We start from the raw sequence: 21815 nt of genomic DNA, 5'->3' as shown, positions 1-21815 counted from the left end.
GACTTATTGGACAGCCCCTTCTCTTTATGACAGGTTTTCTCTTATATAAGAAAGAACTTCATCAATATGATCCTTCACTTTCACTTTTCTGAACGCTTTTACAACTTTTCCTTCTTTATCAAGAATGAAAGTCGACCGCTCGATCCCCATGTATTCTTTTCCGAAGTTCTTCTTTAGTTTCCAAACACCGAAAAGCTCTGCTGCCTCATGCTCTTCGTCTGCCAGAAGCAAGAACGGCAGGCCGTATTTATCAATAAATTTTTCGTGTCTGGCCATCGGATCTGTACTTATTCCAATGATCACAGCATTCAAATCCTTAAATTCATCATGTTTGTCCCTAAAATCACAAGCTTGAGTCGTGCATCCCGGGGTCATATCTTTAGGGTAAAAATACAACACCACATTCTTCCCTTGAAAATCGGATAGCTTAACATGTTGTCCATTACTTGCCAGCAATGTAAAATCCGGTGCTTTTTCTTGTTCTGTAACTGCCATGGATATCCCTCCTGCTTAACGTTGATCTATATAAAGAGGGTAACCAATTCCAGGCGTTCCTACAACTTTTTTGATGCTGTTTCCCTGTCAATCACTGAATTCAGGACAAATGCAGCAGGAAGCAAGTATCCGATCAGTGCTTCTACAATTGACAGCCATCGGCCTGCCCCCATCGGAGTCAAGTCCCCATATCCTACAGAAAGCATCGTCATCGAACTGAAATACATAGCATCATCAATGACCTGAAAAAAATGGCGATGCCCAATTACTTCTCCGTGCTTCATGAGAACATGCATATCCATGAGAAGCAGCGAAGTATACATAAGCCCAAATCCAAGGATGATGGTTACGTAAACGATGACGAGCACGAAAAGGTGATTTAAGGACATGAGCTGATGCTTCATGACCGGATGAGAAAAAAGGGATTGAAGACTTTTAAATACAACAATCCCCGATAAAAAAAGCATCGCAAGATAAATCATCTTCCCCACCGCCTCTGATAGCAGTGTATGCGCCGTTTTCAACGAATAGGACAGGTTACTGGGACTGATAGTAAATAAAAAAAAGGCTAAAAACAATTTGTTTTTAAGCCTTTTTCTTATGATTAGTATCTTACAGCTTTTGCTGCATTCACACGGCCTTTAGAGAAATAAGTTCCCGTTCCGGAAATCTTGTCTGCCGTATTTTCGATCGCGGCACGGATTTGAGATGCACTTTTTCCTTGTGAAGAAAGCAATCCGGCTACACCTGCAACAAGAGGTGTCGCCATTGAGGTTCCAGAAAGGTAAGCATAGTTACCTCCTGGCACCGTAGATAGAATACTTACACCCGGAGCTGCCACGTCTACCCATGATCCATAGTTAGAAAAAGAAGCCAGCCTGTCGTTTTGGTCGGTTGCCGCTACAGCAATCGCAGCAGAATAATAACCAGGGTAGCTTGGTGCGGAAGTGCTTTCGTTACCTGCTGCAGCAACGACTACGGATCCCTTGCCCGCCGCATAATTTACAGCATTTTGAAGGGTTGTAGCAGAGCTTGGCCCTCCAAGGCTCAAAGAAATAACTTTAGCTCCTTGATCGGCAGCATAATGAATACCACTTGCAACATCATCTAACGAACCGCTTCCGTTTGCGTCAAGAACTCGAACGGCCAAGACAGAAACGTTAGGCGCCATCCCGGCAATACCGCGGCTGTTATTGGTCGCAGCTGCAGCAATTCCTGCGCAGTGAGTGCCATGTTCGTTCAAGTCCATCGGATCGGAATCATTATCTACATAGTCATACCCCTTAACAACTTTGCCAGCCAAATCTGGGTGATTATAATCAACACCTGTATCCACGATTGCTACTTTTACAGATGAAGATCCACGTGTGACATCCCAAGCTGACTGGGCACCCACTTTTTGAGGTGCATACTGATAGGAAGCAAAATACGTGTCATTAGGTGTATAAGTTGCTTTGTATGTATAGTTCGGCTCCGCATATTCAACGTTTTTATTTTTCTCGTACGCTTTAATTGCTCCTTTTACATCCCCGTCTTTTACTTTAACTACTTGGAATCCTTTGTCTTTTTGAACAAGCTTGGCCTCTGATTGTGCATGTATAGCCTTAGTCTTGGCGGCTGGGACGCCATCTTTGAATTTTACAATAATTTCATTTGGTGCTACTTCTGCTTTCACAGCTGTTTTTTGCGCTGCCTGTGCAGGTGTTGCTAAAGAAATTACAATGGGTAGTGTTACGGCAACTGCCATAATTTTTTTGATCAAAATCGATCACTCCTTTTTGTAAGATACCTTTAGCATAGGGCCAAATTAGCAGAAAATAAAGAAAATTTTACAATTTCATCCAAAAATGAATACTATATACCAATAATTTCACAATCTTAACTTTAATAAGTTTAAGTAACTATTTTGCTGCCTTGTAAATCATATAACTTTCTTACTACTTCAGCTGCCCAAAAAAAACAGACACCCATTTCGGGTGTCGCTTGCCATACTAATTTCCTGCGCCTCGATATTTGGTTACACCTATATTCCATAAAAAAACAGAGATGGCGAAAAAGATCACGCCGATCAATGGTGTGATAAAGGCGTAAATGTACCACTCTTCCCTGCCAAGAAAATACGCTGCTGGATATACGCCGACGAAAGCAAAAGGCAGGATCCACGTAAGAACATAACGAATGATCCGATTATAAATGTCTACCGGGTAACGGCCGTAGTTTCCGATGTTGTACATCATCGGCATAATATCCGTTCTGCTGTCCGACCAGAACCCGATGCTCGCCAGGGTTACAAAGATTCCTGCATATACGAGGGCACCGCCTGCGACCAGAATGAGAAAAATAAACGGATCATACCAATGCAAGCTTAATCCTAGATTGTTCCCCGCATAAAACATAATGGCCAGGCCAGTAACGACCCCAAACAATGATTCAAGCTCCATCCGTTCTAGGATAATCTGAAAAAGGCTATGGATCGGCCGTGTCAGGATTCTGTCCATCTCCCCTTTCACGATATAGCGGTCCGTGAAATCCCAAATGTTAAAGAAAGCACCGAAAATGGCAAATGGGACAAGAAAGAAGCCATAGATAAAGACCATCTCATCTTTGCTCCAGCCCTTAAGCAGACTGGTGTGGCCGAACACTACGAGGATAAAAATAAGGTTCACTGCCTGAAAGAGCAAGTCCGAAAATATTTCAACGGCCATATCTGCACGATAGGTCAGCCTTGTTTTTAAATATTGGCCTGCATATTGAAAAAAGATAGAAAAATAGGACATCCTTTACCCTCCTTGCACGATGAGCTGACGTTTAGCTGTTGCCCACAGCACCTGTATCGGTATAAAAAGAACGACGCACCACAGCGCCTGATTCAACAGCCCGTGGATGACTCCACTTCCCTGGAATCCTTCCGTAAAGATCATGCTCGGGATATAACTGATTCCCTGAAACGGCAGATAGCCCATAATACTTTGTGCCCAGCCGGGAAAGAAGCTGATCGGAAGGATAAGCCCGGAGAACAGATCGATTACGACACGCTTCGCCCGGATCAAGCCATCATTATTAAATAGGAAGAAGGTTGCAATTCCTGTCAGCAAATTGATCTGAGTATTTATAACGAAGCTTAAAATAATAGATACCAGGAAATACAGCCATGTAGCCGGATGGCTAGTAAACTGGATCGGAAAGATAAAATAGACGATGACCATGCCAGGTACTGAGAAAAAGAGAATCCGAAATATGCCTTCTCCCAAGCCCTGCATCATTTTCATACTAAGGTAGTTATAAGGCCGGATCATTTCGATGGCTACTTTTCCTTCCTTGATCTCAAGGGCAATCTCCCGGTCGATATTATTAAAGTAGAAGGCCCTTGCCATCCAGGCGACTGCGATGTATGTTGTCATCTGGACAATAGAGAGGTGCTGGATCGATGGTTTGTCCCCATAGATTGCACTCCACAAAAAGTAGTACGCTCCGATATTGATGCTATAGATCAGAATACCGCTGTAATAGTTTGTCCGGTAGGCCAGCATCATCAAGAAGCGGATGCGGATCATTTCTAAATATTTACCCATTCCGGACTGCTCCCTCTTCGTAAATATTGCGAATAATTTCTTCTGTCGTAATCTCTACAATCTTTAAATCTGCAATTCTCTTTGCAGCAACCACCTTGCCGATCACCGCAGAAATGATTTCTTCATCATTTTCCACACTCGCCGTCCAAGTACTGGCGTTGGTGACCTGCTCCCACACAACAAGGTGTTCCTTCGTTAATTCCTGAAGTTCATTCATAAATACATCTTCAGTGAAAAGGAATTGAATCTGCTTGCCCTCTCCCCAGTTTTCACGAAGCTGCTGAAGGGCGCCATCATAGATGATTTTACCTTCATCGAGCATGATAACCCGTTCACACAGCGCTTCGATGTCTGATAAATCATGGGTAGTTAGTAGAATGGTCGTACCGTATTTTGCATTAATTTCTTTTAAAAACTCACGGATCTTCAGCTTCACCAGAACATCCAGCCCAATGGTAGGTTCGTCGAGGAACAGCAGCGGCGGGTTGTGGATAAGGGCTGCTGCAAGTTCACACCTCATACGCTGCCCTAAAGACAGCTTCCTCACCGGCTTATCAAGCAGCGGCTCAATTGCCAGCGTTTTTATCACATCCGCCATATGCGTATTGTAAAATTCATCCGGTACATTATAAACCTTCTTCAGCAGACGGAAGGATTCCTGAACGGCAATATCCCACCATAACTGAGACCTCTGGCCGAACACCACCCCGATGCTTCGCACAAATTTCTCTCGGTCTTTATGCGGGTTCATTCCATTTACCCTGACTTCTCCTGAAGTAGGAGTCAGGATGCCTGTCAGCATTTTAATGGTCGTAGACTTACCGGCGCCGTTCTCCCCGATGTAGCCAACCATTTCGCCTTTGCGGATCTGCAGAGAAATATCGTCCACCGCTGTCTTAATCGTGTAGTTTCTTGTAAAAAGATCACGAAATGCACCTTTAAGCCCCGAACGGCTGGAGTGAGACGTGAATTCTTTGCGCAAATCTTTTACATCTATAATATAGTCCATTTTGTTTCTCCTCCGAAACTTTCTTCATGGTGCCAGGCACACCAGTTTTTCACCAGCATGAACTAGTTTATCCTAAGTCTCTCTGTACCTCAATCTATTTAGCCTGCCTAAGTGCATCGTCCTTCATCCACTCCAAAAACATGCTACAATATATGAGGAATTTCATAAGGAGGATTGCAATGAATCATCAACAGTCAGAGTTATTATATAAAGAAGCTCAAGAACATATTGTCGGCGGTGTGAACAGCCCTTCCCGCTCTTTTAAGGCAGTGGGCGGCGGGGCGCCAGTATTCATGGAGAGGGCACAGGGAGCCTACTTTTGGGATGTGGACGGCAACCGCTACATCGATTACTTGGCAGCTTACGGGCCCATCATAACCGGCCACGCACATCCGCATATTACAAAAGCGATTACGGAAGCAGCGGAAAACGGTGTGCTCTACGGTACACCCACGAGCCTTGAAGTAAAACTTGCTAAAATGCTGAAGGAAGCCATGCCTGCTATGGAAAAGGTAAGGTTTGTCAACTCCGGTACGGAAGCCGTCATGACGACGATCCGTGTAGCCCGCGCTTATACGGGGCGAGACAAAATCATTAAGTTTGCCGGCTGTTATCATGGCCATTCAGACCTTGTGCTCGTGGCTGCAGGTTCTGGCCCATCAACACTCGGTACACCAGATTCCGCAGGCGTACCAAAAAGTATCGCTCAAGAGGTTATTACAGTTCCGTTTAATGATATTGATTCTTATCGTGAGGCGTTAGACCGCTGGGGTGACCAGATTGCCGCGGTTCTCGTTGAACCCATCGTCGGGAACTTCGGTATCGTTGAACCGAAAGAGGGCTTTTTGGAAGCAGTAAATGACTTGACTCATAAGGCAGGCGCTCTTGTCATCTACGATGAAGTTATCACAGCTTTCCGTTTTATGTATGGCGGGGCACAAGATCTTCTTAACGTAAAACCGGATATGACTGCCCTTGGAAAAATCATTGGCGGCGGTCTTCCGATCGGTGCATACGGCGGCAGGAAAGATATTATGGAAAAAGTAGCGCCATTAGGACCTGCATATCAGGCGGGAACGATGGCTGGAAACCCGGCTTCCATCTCTGCGGGCATCGCGTGCCTTGAAGTTCTTCAAGAAGAAGGCGTATATGAAAGAATGGATGAACTCGGCAAAATGCTGGAAGATGGAATTCTCAAGCACGCCAAAGCCTATGGTGTTCCTATTACGATCAACCGCTTAAAAGGGGCGCTTACCGTCTACTTTACGGATGAGAGGATCGTGAACTACGAACAGGCGGAAAATACGGATGGCGAGCGGTTCGGAAAGTACTTTAAAGCCATGCTCGCCGAAGGAATCAACCTCGCACCGTCTAAATATGAAGCGATGTTCCTCACGACCGCGCATAGCGTAAATGACATTAATGAAACGCTTGAAGCGGTTGAACGTTCGTTTAAGAAAATCACTTCTATGTAAATTTATTAAACAGAGTGCATATGACACTCTGTTTTTTTACCTCTTCATGTAAGCGCTTACTTATTCGTCGGTCCTGCATATCCTCTTCCCCAACCTCACTCCTTATGCATCAAGTTGAATAAAAATAATTGACTGACTATTCTAACGATGATACTATTTAAATATATTGCTAATTTCTTTAAAACATCACATCGGTAAAGAGATAAAACCATTTCTCGCGATTTGGTTTTTTTATGTCTTATAAATAATTGGAGTAAGGGAGGCTTTCAGATGAGTAATTCATGGAGTCCTGCTTTGTTTAAAGATTATCGCAAGCAGGAGTTTGACAGCTGTGGAATCGTATCAGTAATCGAGAAAGAAAATGTGGCCACCAAGAAAAACGTGGATGACGCCATTCATGCACTAATTACCATGAACCATAGGGCGGGCTTCATCGAAAATGAAGGAGACGGGATCGGGATAAACATTGATATCCCCCGCCTTCTTTGGAAGGAAAAGCTGACAAGTAAAAGCCTTCCTTGTTCCGCTGTGGATTCTGAGCACTTTGTTGTCGGCCATTTCTTCATCGACAAAAAAGCCGACAGCACCGCGGAAATGGAAACGATTAAAGCTTGGTTTGATAAACACCATCTTGAGCTGTTATATGAAACAACAGATGTGACGAATTCTGCCGCTTTAGGCCCAATCGCCCGCGGTGAAGAGCCTGTCTTCTGGCAGGCGGCGCTTCTTCCGAAAAGGAATCATGAGGAGCTTGACCGGACATTGTACCACCTGCTGATTGATATCGAAACGTCGCCTTCAGTCCATGTAGCCTCTCTCAGCAATCATCATGCTGTCTATAAAGTGATGGGCTCAGGCGAAACGCTTCCAGCCTACTATGAAGACCTGACCCATCCTCTTATCGCATCAACCGTGACGTTAGGGCACAACCGCTATTCTACCAATACATTATCGACCTTTTTCAGAGTTCAGCCGTTCAGCGTTCTCGGACATAACGGCGAATTGAATACGATTGCCAAGCTCCGTGAAGAAGCGGAGATTATCGGAATACCGGTTACTGACGGAGGAAGTGATTCACAGGATCTAAACCGGGTGATCGAAACCTTAATTCTTCGTGAAGGATTTTCTTTGTTCGAAGCAATGGACGTACTGTTCCCTCCCATCATTCATGAAATTAAAGGTTATCCATCTCACTTGAAGGATTTGTATACCTATATACGAGAGGCTTGGGGGCACTATGCTCAAGGGCCAGCAGGAATCATCTCAAGATTCGGGAACGAAGCGGTATTCAGTGTGGATGCACTTGGACTCCGTCCAATCTGGCAGCTTGAAACCGAAACATCTCTCTACTTCTCCTCTGAGCAAGGAATTCTGTCCAACCATGATTTTACAGCAGAGCCGAAAAGCTTTGCTCCCGGTGAAAAGGTCGGATTGAAACGGGAATATGACGGCAGCCTTACTTATTACAATCACAACGATTACCAAGAGCAGGTCTATCTAAAGATGCAGGCAAGAATCTGCGTTGACGGGGCCAGACACCGATTGGAAACTCCTTCTCTTGAGACAGGGCAAGTGCGTGCTCCGCTGAAAAAGCACAACGGATGGTATGCCGCCTATGGCTGGGACCGTGAACAGATTCATCAGCTTGAACAGATGGCGGAAAAAGGAGTCGAACCGATTCAATCGCTTGGTCACGATTCACCACTGGCGGCTCTTCACCCTGAACGCCAGAATATTGCTGATTTTATTAAAGAAAGTGTGGCCGTTGTTACCAACCCTGCCATTGACAGAGATAGAGAGACCGAGCATTTTTCAACCCGGACAGTTCTGGGGAAGCGCCCTTCCCTCTTTAAAAAAGAAAAGGAACTAAAAACCATTGAACTGCTGACCCCGCTGCTCGTTGAAGGGATCGATGGGAAAAACCTGTCAGAGCAATTCAACCATCCTTCTTATGAGCAAGTGGCAGCTTACTTTGAAGCGAGAAGCGAAAAATATGTTCTTCACACGGTCATGCTCGCTAGTGAGACCGTAGAAGAAGCCTTAACCCGGCTTTCTGCTGAAGCAGCAGAAGCCACAGAAAATGGAGCTGCAGTCATCATTCTGGACGACAACCAGGCGCACAGAAAGCATCTTTGGCTGGATCCTCACCTCGTTTTGTCGGCGGTGGATCAAAGCCTTAGAAAGAAGTATCTAAGACGCAGTGTTTCATTGGTCCTCAGATCTGCTGCCATCCGTTCGCTGCATGATATCATTCTTGCTGTTGGCCTTGGTGCTGATGCTGTCAGTCCATATCTCCTGTTTGAGACTGTTGCCGAGCCTGGAAACCTGATCCCTGCAGCCAAGTTGTTTGAAGCCTTAAACAAAGGGCTTGAGAAAGTAATCTCCACCATCGGGATCCATGAACTAAGAGGCTATGACCGTCTCTTTTCAAGCATCGGGCTGAGCAGCGAAATTGCGGAAACATTGAATATCGTAAACTTCTTCGGCTCAGAATCGCTAGGATATAATTTTTCCAAATTAAAAGAAGACAGTATCGCAAGAAATGAAGTGTTCAGACAAAATGATGCAAGGGCAAGCAAAAGCTTCCGGCTCTTTCCAAGAATATGGAAATCGATCGGCGATATCGCCAGCGGGAAGTCCGATTACAGAACCTATGCAGAGAAACTGGAAGACCAAGAGAAGAGTAATCCGATCGCCATCCGTCATCTGACTGACCTGGCTTCTTCTGAAACGCCGGTTAATCCTGCTCATGTTGATATCGGTGTAAAAGATCATAGTCTTCCTTTCGTCATCAGCTCCATGTCTTTCGGTTCACAGAACGAGACTGCATTCCGTGCCTATGCTGAAGCGGCTGACGTACTGAATATGATCAGCCTAAACGGCGAGGGCGGGGAAATTAAAGACATGATCGGTAAATATCCCAAGACGCGAGGACAGCAAATTGCATCCGGACGCTTTGGTGTAAACATTGAACTGCTGAATTCTTCCAACTTATTGGAAATTAAAATCGGCCAGGGGGCTAAGCCTGGTGAGGGTGGCCATCTCCCTGGTTCGAAGGTTACCGATAAAATTGCAGAGGCCCGTAATGCTACCGTTGGATCAGACCTGATCTCGCCTTCCAACAACCATGATATTTACTCAATTGAAGATCTCGCACAAATGATCACAGAACTGAAGACGGCCAACGACCAGGCAAAAGTATCGGTTAAAGTACCTGTTGTTCCTAACATCGGCACCATCTCCGTCGGTATCGCGAAAGCGGGGGCAAATATCATTACGCTGAGCGGCTTTGATGGCGGTACAGGAGCAGCCAGGGTGCACGCTCTTCAACATGTTGGATTGCCTGCCGAGATCGGAGTGAAAGCCGCCCATACAGCTTTGCTTGAAGCTGGATTAAGGCATAAAGTGGAGATTTGGGCTGACGGAGGAATCCGCAGTGCGCTCGATGGCGTGAAGATGATGCTTTTAGGAGCAAACCGTATTGGGTTCGGCACACTTTCCATGGTGGCGATCGGCTGTACGACATGCCGCGGCTGCCACCTGGACACCTGCCATGTAGGGATTGCCACTCAGATTGATACCGAGCAAAAAGCAAAAGACCATGGACTCCGCAGGTTTGTTCCAAGGCAATTTGATCCTGCTGTCCAAGGCCTTGTCAGAATGTTTTCCGCATTTGGTGATGAACTGCGGCAGCTAACGGCCTCTCTTGGATTTACATCTGCACAGGAACTTGTCGGACGTTCCGACCTGCTCGTGCAGAACCGCGGCTTTGATCAGCTGGATCTCTCTGCCTTGCTGGAGAAATCGAGTGTAGAAGAGGTCATCCCAATGCCGCAAGTGCAGGAATCGCTCCTGGCTGCGGTCACAATGGCAGCCGGTGCAGAATATTTGGATGAGGATGTCGCCCAGCTCTCTCATTCAAGAGACTTTCAGTTTGTCACGGCTGAACAGCGTGTCTTGGGAAGCCGCGTTTCCGGACATAAGACTCGTTCACGCCGAACCGGGAAACAGCCGGATATCCACCTCCATTTTAAAAATGGCTCGATCCCTGGAAACGGTCTAGGGGCATACACTTCAAAAGGGATTAAAATCAAAGTAGATGGCGGAGCACAGGATGGCCTGGCAAAAACCGCATTCGGCGGATCCATCACCATCCTAAAATCAAAAGCGAAAAACGGCCAGTATTACAATGGTTCTGTTGGAAAGGGATTCGCTTATGGGGCTCAAAAAGGACTCTTTATGATTCAGGGGAATGCTGATGCAAGAGCCGGCATCCGTTTATCAGGAGCAGACCTCGTCATCGGCGGCAAGCTTGCTGCTCCGGTCATTTCCAACAGGGGGAATATCGGTACAAATGCTAATATAAAAGGATTTGCCTTTGAATATATGACCAATGGGAGAGGGATCGTACTTGGTGATCCCGGCCCATGGATCTGTGCCGGGATGACTGGGGGCGTCGTCTATCTCCGCCTGCAGCCGGAGATGGGACTCACGATAGAAGTATTGAAGACAAGAATTGCAAAAGGAGCCAAAGTTTCATTGGAACCGATAGGCTTTAAAGGCGCTGAAGACATCAACGAACTGCTGTCCAAATATACAGCGGCACTTGTAAAATCCGAGCAGTTTGAAGAAGCCGCTGAAATTAAATATCTGATGGAGCATCCGCTTGAACACTTCGTTCAAGTCATTCCTGTAAAAGAACAGGCGGATCCTGATGTTTCTACAGAATAAAAAGCCTTACGTTTAGAAAAGATCTCTGTTATAGAGATCTTTTTTTTCGTTCATATTTTTGTTATAAATGAATACTTGATTATTAGAGGGAATCATTGTATAGTTGTCAAGATTATTATCTTACTTATAGAAGGGAAAACCTATTTAAGATGAAATTTGGAGCCCGAATGATAAAAACGGGATTAGCCATCACCATGGCGATTTATCTAGCCATGTTCTTTCACCTGAGCACGCCTGTCTTCGCTGCGATCGCAGCCACATTTGCGATACAGCCATCCATATACAGATCTTATCAAACCATTATTGAACAGGCCCAGGGGAATATAATCGGTGCTTTTTTTGCCATCGTCTCTGTACTTTTGCTGGGGAACAACCCGTTTGTCATCGGTTTTGTCGTCATTATCGTCATTGCAGTCAATTTAAAGATGAAAAATGAAAAGACCATCCCCCTTGCGATTGTGACGGTTATCGTCATTATGGAAAGCCAGACACCGAATTTTGTATCGTTTGCGATGGGGCGTTTTTTACTCATCATGCTCGGCGTCGTATCTGCTTTTCTCGTAAACCTGATCTTTATGCCGCCAAAACATGAAACCAAGCTTTACTTCAGCATCGCTAATCTGACAGACGATATCATCAAATGGATTCGTATGATCATCCGTCATGCCTCAGATTATTCCGCCATAAAAGATGATATCGGAACGATGAAGGAAGACAGCATTAAAATGGATCAGCTTTATCTATTATACAGAGAAGACCGCACTTATTTTAAAAACAATCAGTTTACGAAAGGCCGGAAACTTGTACTCTACCGCCAGATGATTTTTACGACGAAAAAATCTCTTGAACTTCTTAGAAGTCTTCATCGCCATGAGAATGAAATGCTCTGCATGCCCGAAGACCTTCAGCAGCTGATCACTGAACAGCTTGACTGCCTGACCAACTATCATGAACAGATCCTGCTGAAATATACAGGAAAAATTCGTTCCCAGCATTCTGTAGGCATGCTTGACGAGCTCTGTGAGAATAAGAGTTCATTAATGAAATCGTTCATGAGCTATTATACGACTCCTGACGATGACCAATGGATGCAGCTGTTTCCTGTTTTCGCCTTGATCATTGATTACAGTGACCAGCTGGAACACTTGAATCGCCTTGTTGAAAGTTTTAAGAACCATCATATGGACGACAACGAGCTAACGATAAAAGAAGAAAAAACAGATTAGTTTTCAATAAAAAGGCCTGACATTTTCATGTCAGGCTTTTTCCTATTAGTTTTTCATTCTAGGATCAAGAGCGTCACGAAGGCCATCACCCATCAGGTTAAAACCTAGTACAGTAAGCATTATTGCTATCCCCGGGAAGATGACGGTCCACGGTGCCTGTATAATAAAGTCCCTGGAGTCCGCAAGCATTTTCCCCCATTCAGGTGTAGGAGGCTGTGCTCCAAGACCTAAGAATCCGAGGGCCGCTGCCTCAATGATTGCGGTTGCGACCGCCAAAGTGCCTTGAACGATGATAGGCGCCATGCTGTTTGGGAGCACATGGTGGATCAATATCCTGGAATCCTTCATACCGATGGCTTTAGCCGCTGTAATGTACTCCTCTTCCTTCACACTCAGAACCCTGGAACGTACAAGACGTCCAAATATCGGTACATTGATGATGGCAATCGCTATAAGCGCATTTCTTAAGGATGGCCCCAATACAGAAACGACCGCAATAGCGAGAAGTATGCTGGGAAATGCCAGCAGGATATCAAAGATTCTTGAGATGATCCCATCGATCACCTTGCCATAGTAACCTGCGATGATTCCAAGTGCAGAGCCAACAATAACGGAACCAGCTACAGAAACGAAACCGACCCACAATGAGATCCGTGCTCCGTATAGTACCCTGGTAAAAATATCGCGTCCGAATTCATCCGTTCCAAACCAATGCTCACCAGACGGCGCCAGATGCTTGTCCGCCAGGCGCTGGTCCGAAAAACTGTATGGCGCCAAAACCGGAGCCAGAATGGCGATTAGGATGAAGAAAATAACAATTCCGAGTCCAACCATCGCTAATTTATTCTTCTTGAAAGAACGCCACGCATCTTTCCAGGGAGAGATGACTTTGTCGTCACCTTGCTCCACTGCGGGCGGGTTTGATAACGGTGGTGTAGTTCTTGCTAATTCAGCCATAATAAACTCCCCCTATCAGTATTTGATGCGCGGATCGATGGCCGCATACAGAATATCCACAAAAAGATTAATAAGTACAAAAAGTGTAGCCACTACTAAAATTCCAGATTGGATGACTGGATAGTCCCGGGACTGAATGGCTTCATAGATATAGGTGCCGACTCCAGGCCATCCAAAGATGGTCTCTGTCAGAATAGCACCGCCTAGAAGCAGTCCCGTCTGAAGACCGATAACTGTGATAACAGGGATCATGGCATTTTTCAAAGAATGCTTGTACACGACCCAGAACATCTTTAACCCTTTCGCCTTGGCAGTACGGATGTAATCCGAACGCATCACTTCAAGCATGCTTGACCTTGTCATCCTCGCGATGATTGCCATTGGAATAGTGCCGAGGGCAATTCCTGGAAGGATTAAATGCTTAACGACTTCTATGAACTGGTCAAACCTTCCCTCCAATAGCGTATCCAGCAAGTAGAGATGAGTGATGGCCTCAACCGGCATCCTGATATTGTCCCTGCCTGTTGTCGGCAGCAAGTCCCATTTGATGGAGACAAAATACTGTTCCATTAAACCCAGCCAGAAAATAGGCATTGATACCCCGATTAATGCAATGAGCATCACTGCATAATCGAACCATGAATTTTGGAACCATGCGGAGATGATGCCGGCGTTGACGCCGACTACCACCGCAATCAAAATCGCAACCAGTGAAAGTTCGATTGTTGCCGCCAAATACGGCCATAGTTCATCACTGATCGGTGTTCTAGTTTTCAGTGACGTTCCAAGATCTCCTTGAAAAAGGCCTGTCAAATAATGCACAAATTGGGAGTACCATGGCTGATCCAGCCCCAACTGCTTCGTTAACGTTTCAATAGCCTCTTTGGTTGCCTGCTGGCCAAGAATCAATTGAGCAGGATTCCCCGGAATCGCCCGGATCATCATGAAAACGATAAACGTCATTCCGAGGAGCACAGGGATGAGCAAACCAATCCTTCTAATGGTATAAGAAAACATGTCCACACCTCATTTACGCGTAGTTGTCGTTACAGCACCCTGATGTTTTTTTATCCAAAACAAAAGGGGAGCATGCAAGATACTCCCCACTTTCTTCATCACTTCATGGAAACATCAACAAATGACTGAGAGCCTTTTGGATGCGGGTAGAAATCTTTAATGGAATTTACACCTGCAAGCTGCGGCTTAGCATGTACAAGAGGAACCCATGGTGCATCTTCATGGATAATCTCCTGTGCTTTTTTGTAAAGCTCTTCACGTTTTCCTTCATCGGCTGTGGATTGTGCTTCAATCAATAGCTTATGGACCGGTTCACTCTTATAGCGTGCATAGTTGTTAGAATCAATCGTGTCTTTATCAAGAAGAGCATATAGGAAGTTATCCGCGTCTCCATTATCTCCTGTCCAACCGATCAAGAAGGCAGGTGATTCACCTTTGCGGAGTTTTTCCAGATACGTACCCCACTCAAATGTAACGATGTTCGCTTTGATTCCAACCTTAGCAAGGTTTGCCTGGATGGCTTCAGCAATTTTTTGTCCATTTGGCATGTATGGACGTGATACCGGCATCGCCCAAAGATCCATTTTGAAACCATTTGGATATCCAGCTTTTTTCAGTAATTCTTTAGCTTTTGCTTCGTCATACCCATAATCCTGGATGTCCTTGTTTTGTCCTGCGATGGAAGAAGGAAGCGGCGTTGCAGCCGGTTCAGCTGTTCCGTTATAGAAGTTTTTGACCAGTTCGTCTTTGTTTACAAGATGGCTGATCGCCTGCCGTACTTCTTTTTTATTAAACGGCGCTTTTTCAACGTTAAAGCCGAAATAAGCAACGTTCATAGAAGGACGCTCAAAGATTTGAAGATTTTTATCGGATTTAATCTTATCCAGATCACTTGGGTTTACTCCGTCAATCAAGTCCACTTCACCTTTTGTGAGTGCATTTAAGCGTGATGAGTTATCTTTGATGACTTTAAAGGTTACGCCATCTAATTTAGGAAGGCCCTTTTGCCAATATTTTTCGTTTTTCACAACTGAGATGGTATCTCCGCGTTTCCACTCTTTAAACTTGAACGGCCCTGTTCCTACAGGATGCTCACCGTATTTGTCGCCGTACTGGTCAATCGCAGCAGGGCTGGAGATCGCAAATGGGCTCATTGCAAGGTTTTTCAGGAATGGGGCCTGCGGGCGCTTCAAAGTAAATTCAACTGTGTTTTCATCAACGGCTTTCACTTCTTTAATGACGTGCCCAGGATCATTTTTATAACCGCCGAACATGGATGCATAATAAGGGAACTTCGCAGCATCACCGTTCATCCATCGGTCAAAGTTCTTAACAACCGCATCTGCGTTGAAGTCAGTGCCGTCATGGAACTTAACGCCTTTTTCCAAAGTGAACGTGTACGTCTTGCCGTCGTCTGAAATCTTCCAGCTCTTCGCAAGTTCAGGAACGACATCTGTGTTCTCTTTTTTGTAGCCCGTTAGTGTTTCCATCACTTGCTCAGTAACGATGAACGATTCACCGTCTGTTTCATGCGCAGGGTCCAATCCGACGGCATCACCTCCGCGTCCGTAGATCATGACGCCGCCTCCGTCTCCGCCGGAGCTTCCTTTCCCGCCTGTGCTTTCGCTTGAGGATTTACAGCCCGCCAGCCCTAATGAAAGGACCAGGATTAACGCTAGAGCCGTGAGTATACTTCTCTTCATGTTCTTTCCCCCGTTTTCATATGAATTTTTGCCTCTATTTATGTGTACGAGCTGCCATCAATAAAGATGACAGGCAACGTAATGGCCCTTCTCAGCTTCCTTAAAATCCGGACGCTCTGCGGCACATACATCCATTGCTTGAGGACAGCGAGTGTGGAACGCGCAGCCTTTTGGCGGGTTGGACGGGCTTGGGACATCACCTTTCAAGATGATGCGCTCCTTTGTAACTTCCACATCCGGAACCGGTACGGCAGAAAGCAACGCTTGTGTGTAGGGATGCAGCGGATTGTCATAAAGCTGTTCGCTGTCTGAAAGTTCTACAATCCTCCCAAGATACATGACACCGACCCTGTCGCTGATGTGCCTGACGACCCCAAGATCATGGGCGATAAAAAGATAGGTAAGTCCGAATTCTTCCTGCAGATCCTGCAGAAGGTTCAGCACCTGGGATTGAATCGATACATCCAAAGCTGATACCGGTTCATCTGCAATGATTAGCTTGGGATTAACCGCCAACGCCCGGGCGATTCCAATCCTCTGCCTTTGTCCTCCGCTGAACTGATGCGGATAGCGCTTCGCATGATAACTGCTGAGCCCAACAACTTCAAGAAGCTCCTTAACCCGTTTCTTTCGCTCCTTCGAATCCTTTACACCATGGACAATGAGCGGCTCTTCTAATATTTTTTCAACGGTATGCCTCGGATTGAGCGATGCAAAAGGATCCTGAAATACCATTTGCATTTCTCTTCGCATTTTGCGCATTTCGTTGGGAGAAAGTTTGGTCACATCCTGCCCTTCGAAATAGACTTTGCCGTCACTTGGTTCGAGGAGCCTGAGGAGCATCCGGCCGGTGGTGGATTTTCCGCAACCGCTTTCCCCGACAAGTCCGAGTGTCTCGCCTTTTTGAATGGTAAATGACACACCGTCAACCGCTTTTACTTCCCCGACGGTTTTGCCGAATACACCGCCTCTAATCGGAAAATGCTTTTTTAAGTTCTCAACTTTAACTAATGGTTCTGCCAACGATGTTTACCCCCTTCTGATCCTCATACAGCCAGCATCTTACCTTTTGGCCGCCTTCCAAGGTATCCAGCGATGGTGTCTCGCTCAGACAGCGCTCATAGGCGTGTGCACATCTCGGGGCAAACTGGCATCCCTCTTTCACAGATCCGGGTTTCGGCACGTTTCCTGGTATGGAATAAAGACGGTCTTTTTTCTCCCTCATATCGGGGACGGATTGAATCAAGCCGACCGTGTAGGGGTGTTTCGGATTTGTGAAAATCGTTTTTACATCCGCTTCTTCAACGACTTTACCCGCGTACATGACGACGACGCGCTGACACATTTCTGCCACTACGCCCAAGTCATGGGTTATCATCATGATGGCGGTATCCGTCTCGTTATTCAGCTTTTTCATGAGCTCGAGAATCTGAGCTTGAATGGTCACATCAAGTGCGGTGGTCGGTTCATCGGCGATCAGAAGTTTTGGGGAACAGATCATCGCCATCGCAATCATGACACGCTGGCGCATCCCCCCTGACAACTGATGCGGAAAGTCCTTCATCAGTTCTTCTGCCCGTGGAAGCCCAACCATCTTCAGCATATCAATGGCATGTGCCCAGGCCTTCTTTTTTGGCCATTTCTTATGTATTTGCAAAGCTTCGATCAACTGGCTGCCGATAGTAAATACCGGGTTCAGGCTGGTCATCGGCTCCTGAAAAATCATGGCTATTTCATTTCCGCGGATTTCACGCATCCTTTTTTCAGATACTGAAGTAAGATTTTCGCCTTTAAATAATATATCTCCTTCAACTTTTCCCGCAGGTGAAGGAACGAGTCCCATGACAGATAATGATGTAACACTTTTGCCGCAACCGGATTCTCCTACAATTCCAAGCACTTCCCCGGAATTGACTTGAAAATCGATGTGATTGACAACTGTTACTTCTCCATCATCCGTCTGAAAAGAAGTCCTTAATCCTTTTACTTCCAAGACTGGACTGCTCACTATCCCACCCCTTTCTTCATGATGACATTTACTTGCAGCGTGAACAATTTGTAGGACACTCTATTGAAATTATGACACTAGTCTGATTATTTGACAATATTAAAATTTCTAAAAACTTTAAATAATAATGTCGATTCCTAGGTTTTGCAGGTCTTTTTTAACACAAAAAAGAACGGAGACGCATCAATGCTCCCGTTCTTTTTTCATATTCTTTGATTGGCTTTGCAACTTTCTGCCTATCCACATTCAATCTCCAAGCTGCTGAACTGTAAACAGGTTATAGTATACTGCCCTTTTTTCCATTAGCTCCAAGTGGGTACCGCTTTCTGCAATCTCACCATTATCGACAACTACGATACAGTCAGCATGAGTGATGGTCGCCAGCCGGTGTGCAACAATAAATGTCGTACGGTCTTTCGCGAGTTTTTCAAGAGATTCCTGAATCAGGTGCTCACTTTCCAGATCAAGAGCAGAGGTAGCCTCATCAAGGATCAAAATCGGCGGATTCTTCAAAAAGACTCGCGCAATCGCCACCCGCTGTTTTTGTCCTCCTGAAAGTTTAACTCCCCGCTCACCGATTTTCGTATCGTATCCTTCAGGCAGATTCATAATAAACTCATGCGCATTTGCGGCTCTGGCCGCTGCCATCACTTCTTCGTCCGTTGCTTCAGGGTTTCCCATCAAGATATTGGCTTTGACAGATTCACTAAATAAAATGTTATCCTGTAATACCATTCCGATTTTATCCCTGAGTGACCGCACCTTGTAGCTGCGTATATCCTCGCCGTCAAGCAGGATACTGCCCTTCGACACATCATAAAACCTCGGAATAAGACTGACCAGGGATGATTTCCCGCCTCCGCTCATCCCGACAAGCGCGATGGTCTGCCCTTGTTCAACATGAAGGTTGATTCCTTTCAATACGTGGGGTTCATCCTCATTGTACCGGAAGTACACTTCGTTAAAAGAGAGCTCTCCCTTAACATACTTAAGTTCCCTTGCCTCAGGCTGATCTTTAATATCATATTCCTCATCCATAAATTCGAATACCCTGTCCATGGACGCGAGCGATTGTGTAAGTGTTGTCGATGAATTGACAAGCCTTCTGAGCGGATTATAAAGCCTGTCCATATAGCCGGCAAACGCTACAACTTCCCCAACCGATATATGTCCTCCGATCGCCCTGTAGGCAGCAAAACCGATAACAAGAAGAGGCGCGATGTCTGTAATCGTATTGACCACAGCAAACGTTTTAGCGTTCCAATTGGTCTGATCCATCGCTTTGTTGAGAAAATGAGAGTTCCTTTTATCAAACTGAACTTGTTCATAATCCTCCAGAGCAAAGCTTCTGATAACGGACATCCCCTGAACCCGTTCGTGAAGATGACCCTGCACTTCAGCGAGCGCCTGGGAACGCTGTTTCGTCAGCCCTCTAAGCCTTGTATAAAAGAATTTGACGGAGAGTCCATAAAACGGAAGCATCGCCAAAGCAACGATCGTCAGCCACCCATCCATCGTTGCCATGATCACAATCGCTATCACGATCGTAAACATATCAAGCCATACGTTCATCAGACCGGTAATAACAAAATCCTTGGTCTGCTCAACATCATTGATGACTCTTGAAATGATTTCCCCCGACTTATTATTGGAGTAAAATCGTAAGGAGAGCCGCTGAATATGCCCGTAGAGCCTGTCCCTGATATCGTAAAGGATTTTGCTTCCGACCCACTGGGCATAAAATTGCCGGTAGTATTCGATCGGCGGCCGGAGCACTCCAAAAATAACGAAGGAGCCTCCCATCAGCCAAAGAAGCTTTCCAAGTTTTTCCCCGCTCGTCAAACCATGGCCATTTATAATGTTATCGACAACATATTTTAAAATCAGCGGGATGAGCAATGGTATGCCAAACTTTAAGATCCCTATGACAATCGTCCATCCAATTTGTTTTTTATACGGCTTTACAAAGCCCAGATACCTTCTGATACTATCCAAAATTACACCCTCTTATATGAAATGCTGAAGGAGCTGTTTATCTCCGAAAGCGGTGGAAACCCTGAAGAACAACACGCTTTTTGTGTTGTATTGAAGGAGGGAAGCGCTCGAGGAGGGACGAAAATCGACCCTTTTTTCGTCCTAGATAGCTCCTGAAGCTGGATCAAGCAATCTTGAAGGAACCTTTAAACGCTTAAAACGCCTCTTATAGGGACGATTTAAGACTTTCCCGTGCAGGCGTTTTATCGGCTCACTTTATATTATTTGCAGAAAAACCTGTTGAACTCCATTATTCAACAGGTTCCTTCTTATCTAAACTCCAAATACCGCTCGTACCATTGCTCGATAAAGCCTGGTTCGAATGGGCCTTTTCTTTGATTAATCATAGATATTAACTCATTCAAATTCTTTTTTATAATGTAATCGAGTTCATGGGGATAATTCATTATCTGCCTATGCAGGCTGTATTCATCTTCATCTAATAAAATATATGACATGTCTGGAAAAACCTTTATATCCAGATCATAATCGATATATTTAAGGGCTTCATTATCCCAGATATAGGGTGTGCCTAGATTGCAGTAATAATAAAATCCATCCTGACGAATCATGCCGATTACATTAAACCATTGCTTAGAGTTGAAATAGCAGATCGCAGGCTCTCTCGTTCGCCATTGCCTGCCATCTGATTCCGTTACAAGGATACGATCATTTCCTGCTATAACTACAGACGAACTCCCCTTGAGGATAACCGTATCTTCCCAGGTGCGATGGAGTGATCCGTTATGTTTATAGCTTTGTATATCGATAATACTTCCGGGTGTGGGAAAACTCATATGCCTCTCCTTTCCTTCGCATTTCCGGAAGCCAATGGGTTACCAGGTATGTGCGAAACTCCTTTCCAATTAAAATAAGATCATTTAGGTAATTCACCAGCTTCGTTGTACAAAAAAACGTTCATTGTATCGTCTCATCACTATTCTAGCCCTGCCCGGCCTTCATCATCCCCAAGAAACAGTTACTTTACGTTATTTTCTCTCCTATATTATATCGTTTTAAGAATAGTTTGGAAATGATAGTTACCCTGTTTATTGAAAAAAAGCTCGCCCATTTTTTCAATTTCCATAGTCCTTCTTCTTTTTCCCTTAGTATGTATCCTGGAAACCTTGTTGAATTTGCGCAAACCAAAAATGCCCCCTGCGTAGAGCAGGGAGCATTTCGGATAGAGGGTTACTGTTGGTTTTGGCTACCTTGGCCTTTTCTTTGCTGAGATTGAGCGTTTTGTTGACGAACTTGCTGAACGTTCGTTTCGCTTGCAAACTCAGTCCCGAATTGGCCAGATTGACCAGATTGTCCAGCTTGTCCAGCTTGAGAAGCTTGAGACTGTTGGTTTTGGCGTCTAACTTGTTGTGCGTTAGTTTTTGACTGGTTGTCCATGTGTATCACCTCCACAAAAATTAATTTAACCCGCTGCATATGGTTTTATGTGAACAAAAAATAATTTTTTTTTGCATATTTTCAATGGTTGCCGGCTCATAAGACAGGGTATAGGATTGCAAATGGTTTCAGAAACTAAAAACGATTCTTTTTCGGTGCCTGGCACCTATACACGCAATGGGAGGTCGAT

At 45.2% G+C, this 21815-nt stretch carries 17 protein-coding genes; 3 read left to right on the top strand and 14 right to left on the bottom strand.

What is annotated here, in order from left to right; genetic code table 11:
* Positions 1–24: 24 nt before the first annotated feature.
* The 6 genes from bcp to ABHN01_RS09650 form a co-directional block, all read right to left on the bottom strand.
* A complete protein-coding gene (gene bcp, locus ABHN01_RS09675; protein WP_290401352.1) occupies positions 25–495 on the bottom strand; it encodes a thioredoxin-dependent thiol peroxidase in 471 nt (156 codons plus the stop codon).
* Positions 496–554: 59 nt separating this feature from the next.
* Complete coding sequence (locus ABHN01_RS09670; protein WP_290401351.1) at positions 555–977, bottom strand: potassium channel family protein; 423 nt, start codon at positions 975–977, stop codon at positions 555–557.
* A gap of 122 nt (positions 978–1099) precedes the next feature.
* Positions 1100–2257: a S8 family peptidase gene (locus ABHN01_RS09665; protein ID WP_429875364.1), complete on the bottom strand. Its 1158-nt coding sequence runs from the start codon at positions 2255–2257 to the stop codon at positions 1100–1102.
* Between the two features lie 229 nt (positions 2258–2486).
* Positions 2487–3272, bottom strand: a complete 786-nt coding sequence (locus ABHN01_RS09660; RefSeq protein ID WP_290401349.1) for an ABC transporter permease — start codon at positions 3270–3272, stop codon at positions 2487–2489.
* A 3-nt stretch (positions 3273–3275) separates the two neighbouring features.
* The gene (locus ABHN01_RS09655; protein ID WP_290401348.1) at positions 3276–4067 is read right to left on the bottom strand and encodes an ABC transporter permease; all 792 of its coding nucleotides are present in this window, start codon (positions 4065–4067) and stop codon (positions 3276–3278) included.
* Complete coding sequence (locus ABHN01_RS09650; RefSeq protein ID WP_429875363.1) at positions 4060–5076, bottom strand: ABC transporter ATP-binding protein; 1017 nt, start codon at positions 5074–5076, stop codon at positions 4060–4062. Before ABHN01_RS09650 ends, ABHN01_RS09655 begins: the two co-directional genes overlap by 8 nt.
* 179 nt (positions 5077–5255) lie before the next feature.
* Between ABHN01_RS09650 and ABHN01_RS09645 the strand changes: the two genes are divergently transcribed.
* From ABHN01_RS09645 to ABHN01_RS09635, 3 genes are all read left to right on the top strand, one after another.
* Positions 5256–6551 (top strand): glutamate-1-semialdehyde 2,1-aminomutase, encoded by a 1296-nt coding sequence (locus ABHN01_RS09645; protein ID WP_429875362.1) that lies wholly within the window; start codon positions 5256–5258, stop codon positions 6549–6551.
* Between the two features lie 270 nt (positions 6552–6821).
* A complete protein-coding gene (locus ABHN01_RS09640) occupies positions 6822–11282 on the top strand; it encodes a glutamate synthase-related protein (protein WP_429875361.1) in 4461 nt (1486 codons plus the stop codon).
* A gap of 149 nt (positions 11283–11431) precedes the next feature.
* Complete coding sequence (locus tag ABHN01_RS09635; RefSeq protein WP_429875360.1) at positions 11432–12508, top strand: FUSC family protein; 1077 nt, start codon at positions 11432–11434, stop codon at positions 12506–12508.
* A 45-nt stretch (positions 12509–12553) separates the two neighbouring features.
* Here ABHN01_RS09635 and ABHN01_RS09630 read toward each other — a convergent pair whose 3' ends face one another.
* From ABHN01_RS09630 to ABHN01_RS09595, 8 genes are all read right to left on the bottom strand, one after another.
* Positions 12554–13465 carry an ABC transporter permease gene (locus ABHN01_RS09630; protein WP_290401343.1) on the bottom strand — a complete coding sequence of 304 codons (912 nt, stop codon included), beginning with the start codon at positions 13463–13465 and terminating at the stop codon, positions 12554–12556.
* 15 nt (positions 13466–13480) lie between these two features.
* Complete coding sequence (locus ABHN01_RS09625; RefSeq protein WP_429875359.1) at positions 13481–14482, bottom strand: ABC transporter permease; 1002 nt, start codon at positions 14480–14482, stop codon at positions 13481–13483.
* 98 nt (positions 14483–14580) lie between these two features.
* Positions 14581–16185 (bottom strand): ABC transporter substrate-binding protein, encoded by a 1605-nt coding sequence (locus ABHN01_RS09620; protein ID WP_429875358.1) that lies wholly within the window; start codon positions 16183–16185, stop codon positions 14581–14583.
* 57 nt (positions 16186–16242) lie between these two features.
* Complete coding sequence (locus ABHN01_RS09615; RefSeq protein ID WP_429875357.1) at positions 16243–17208, bottom strand: ABC transporter ATP-binding protein; 966 nt, start codon at positions 17206–17208, stop codon at positions 16243–16245.
* A complete protein-coding gene (locus ABHN01_RS09610; RefSeq protein ID WP_429875366.1) occupies positions 17189–18196 on the bottom strand; it encodes an ABC transporter ATP-binding protein in 1008 nt (335 codons plus the stop codon). The genes ABHN01_RS09615 and ABHN01_RS09610 overlap by 20 nt, the downstream gene beginning before the upstream one ends.
* Positions 18197–18439: 243 nt before the next feature.
* Complete coding sequence (locus ABHN01_RS09605; RefSeq protein ID WP_429875356.1) at positions 18440–20188, bottom strand: ABC transporter ATP-binding protein; 1749 nt, start codon at positions 20186–20188, stop codon at positions 18440–18442.
* Between the two features lie 308 nt (positions 20189–20496).
* Positions 20497–21024: a nucleoside tri-diphosphate phosphatase gene (gene ntdP / locus ABHN01_RS09600; protein WP_290401337.1), complete on the bottom strand. Its 528-nt coding sequence runs from the start codon at positions 21022–21024 to the stop codon at positions 20497–20499.
* Positions 21025–21418: 394 nt separating this feature from the next.
* Positions 21419–21625: a gamma-type small acid-soluble spore protein gene (locus ABHN01_RS09595; protein WP_429875355.1), complete on the bottom strand. Its 207-nt coding sequence runs from the start codon at positions 21623–21625 to the stop codon at positions 21419–21421.
* Positions 21626–21815 lie beyond the last annotated feature (190 nt).

Origin of the sequence: Fictibacillus sp. NRS-1165 (assembly GCF_050468105.1) — a bacterium.
GTDB lineage: Bacteria > Bacillota > Bacilli > Bacillales > Fictibacillaceae > Fictibacillus_C > Fictibacillus_C terrinigri.
This window is presented reverse-complemented; position numbering and strand designations above follow the sequence as displayed.

What these genes read in the sequence shown, in the direction of transcription:
- bcp (WP_290401352.1), bottom strand. Translation starts at nt 495, where the DNA reads ATGGCAGTTACAGAACAAGAAAAAGCACCGGATTTTACATTGCTGGCA.
- ABHN01_RS09670 (WP_290401351.1), bottom strand. Translation starts at nt 977, where the DNA reads ATGATTTATCTTGCGATGCTTTTTTTATCGGGGATTGTTGTATTTAAA.
- ABHN01_RS09660 (WP_290401349.1), bottom strand. Translation starts at nt 3,272, where the DNA reads ATGTCCTATTTTTCTATCTTTTTTCAATATGCAGGCCAATATTTAAAA.
- ABHN01_RS09655 (WP_290401348.1), bottom strand. Translation starts at nt 4,067, where the DNA reads ATGGGTAAATATTTAGAAATGATCCGCATCCGCTTCTTGATGATGCTG.
- ABHN01_RS09650 (WP_429875363.1), bottom strand. Translation starts at nt 5,076, where the DNA reads ATGGACTATATTATAGATGTAAAAGATTTGCGCAAAGAATTCACGTCT.
- ABHN01_RS09645 (WP_429875362.1), top strand. Translation starts at nt 5,256, where the DNA reads ATGAATCATCAACAGTCAGAGTTATTATATAAAGAAGCTCAAGAACAT.
- ABHN01_RS09640 (WP_429875361.1), top strand. Translation starts at nt 6,822, where the DNA reads ATGAGTAATTCATGGAGTCCTGCTTTGTTTAAAGATTATCGCAAGCAG.
- ABHN01_RS09635 (WP_429875360.1), top strand. Translation starts at nt 11,432, where the DNA reads ATGAAATTTGGAGCCCGAATGATAAAAACGGGATTAGCCATCACCATG.
- ABHN01_RS09630 (WP_290401343.1), bottom strand. Translation starts at nt 13,465, where the DNA reads ATGGCTGAATTAGCAAGAACTACACCACCGTTATCAAACCCGCCCGCA.
- ABHN01_RS09625 (WP_429875359.1), bottom strand. Translation starts at nt 14,482, where the DNA reads ATGTTTTCTTATACCATTAGAAGGATTGGTTTGCTCATCCCTGTGCTC.
- ABHN01_RS09620 (WP_429875358.1), bottom strand. Translation starts at nt 16,185, where the DNA reads ATGAAGAGAAGTATACTCACGGCTCTAGCGTTAATCCTGGTCCTTTCA.
- ntdP (WP_290401337.1), bottom strand. Translation starts at nt 21,024, where the DNA reads ATGAGTTTTCCCACACCCGGAAGTATTATCGATATACAAAGCTATAAA.
- ABHN01_RS09595 (WP_429875355.1), bottom strand. Translation starts at nt 21,625, where the DNA reads ATGGACAACCAGTCAAAAACTAACGCACAACAAGTTAGACGCCAAAAC.